General features: G+C 73.3%; 1 protein-coding gene. It reads left to right on the top strand.

The annotated features are described in order from the left end of the window. Positions 1–185 precede the first annotated feature (185 nt). Positions 186–1,605 (top strand): NAD(P)/FAD-dependent oxidoreductase (locus AOK24_RS43485; protein WP_055725347.1); only part of this gene is annotated, 1,420 nt, incomplete at its 3' end.

The following is a 1,605-nucleotide window of genomic DNA, read 5'->3' as shown; positions in this document are numbered from 1 at the left end:
CCGGGACCCCCGACGGCTCCGGCTCCCCCGCCGACTCAGGCTCCCGCTCCCCCGCCGGCTCCTCCAGCTCCGGTGTTTCCCCTGGCTTCGGCAACGCTGTCAACTTCCCAACCTCTTCCGGCAGTTCGCAGGCAACCGGGGCCGGTGGCCCGCAGGGTGCGCGGCAGATCCCCGAGCCCGGCCCCGTGGCCAACCCCGAGCACTCCGAGCTCTTCGACGCCGTGCTCGTCGCCAACGGCGAGTTGTGGCGGCCTCGGCTCCCGGACTGCGGCCTCCCCGCGCCGGGGAGTGGTGTCCGCGTGCTGACCTCGCCCGAGTACCGGGGGCCGGAGACCTTCGCGGGGAAGCGGGTCCTGGTCGTCGGGGGCGGGGTCAGCGGCGCGGACATCGCGGCCGATCTCGCGCCGTACGCCGCGCGGGTGGACTGGTCGGTGCGGCGGCGGCAGCTGTTTCTGCCGCGGGACATCGGCGGGGACTACAACGACGCGCTGTTCTCGTACGCGGGGCGGGTCGCCGTGGAGGAGGTGCCGTACGACCGGTACCTCTCCTGGCTGACGGAGTGGATGCCGGAGTACATGGGGCAGTACCGGGCCACCGGGCTCCTTCCGGGGGACGGGTATCACGGGGCTGTCCACGTCAACGAGAAGATCGTCCCCGCGGTGTACGACGGGGGAGTTACGCCGGTCGCGGCGTTCCGCCGGTTCACCGAGGACGGCGGCGTGGTCCTCGCGGACGACACACTCCAGCGGTACGACGCCGTGGTGCTGTGTCTCGGGTACGAGGCCCCGGACTACGGCTTCCTGCCCGGCCTGCGCCGCGAGGACCTGTACGAGCACCACTTCTGGCGCCACGACCCGACGCTCGCCGTCGTCAACACCCCGGTGGACACGGAGGCGTTCGGCACGGCCTGCCCGTACTTCGAGGCGATCGGCGGCTGGGTGCTGAGCGTCCTCGGCGGCAAGACGACGCTCCCCGGCCCCGAGGAGCGGGCCGCGTGGTGCGCGGACCACATGAACGCCCTCGCGGACCGCCGCTACCTGGACTGCTGGCTGGAGACGATCCGCCTCGGCCTCCTCAGCGGCGCCCTCCCCGACCCGGCGGTGCGCTTCCGCGACTACTGGACCCTGATATCGAGCCAGGTCGACCCGGCCAACCTCCGTCCCGGCACACCGAGTTCGCTACCGGCCGCGCACGACGACCGGTTCGACCTGGACGCCGTACGCCACCGGATCCTGGCCTCGCTGCCGGTCGCGACCCGGCAACGGCTGCTGGCGGAGGGGGAGATCGAGACGGCGGACGTCGAGGCGGCGGCGAGGGTGCCCGAAGGGCGGGCGCTGGAGCCGTGGTTGCCTTACCGGCAGCGGGAGTCGGGAGACGCGGGCGCCGGGGAGGGCCGTGGCGTCGACGGGCCGGCAGGAAGTCGCCCTGCCCGCGCGGACGGTGAAGCGCCGACGGCGAAGACCACCGGCAGCCGCGACGCCGACACCCCGCACCACCCCGTCGGCGAAACACCCACGACCGCCAACTCCCTTACCCCGCAGGGGGAAACACCACCAGCCGCCAACTCCCGCACCCCACACGGCGAAACACCCACCGCCCCCAACT

It is taken from the genome of Streptomyces niveiscabiei, from assembly GCF_001419795.1.
GTDB classification, from domain to species: domain Bacteria; phylum Actinomycetota; class Actinomycetes; order Streptomycetales; family Streptomycetaceae; genus Streptomyces; species Streptomyces niveiscabiei.
The sequence above is the reverse complement of the archived record's forward strand: the minus strand, read 5'-3'. Positions and strand labels throughout refer to the sequence as shown.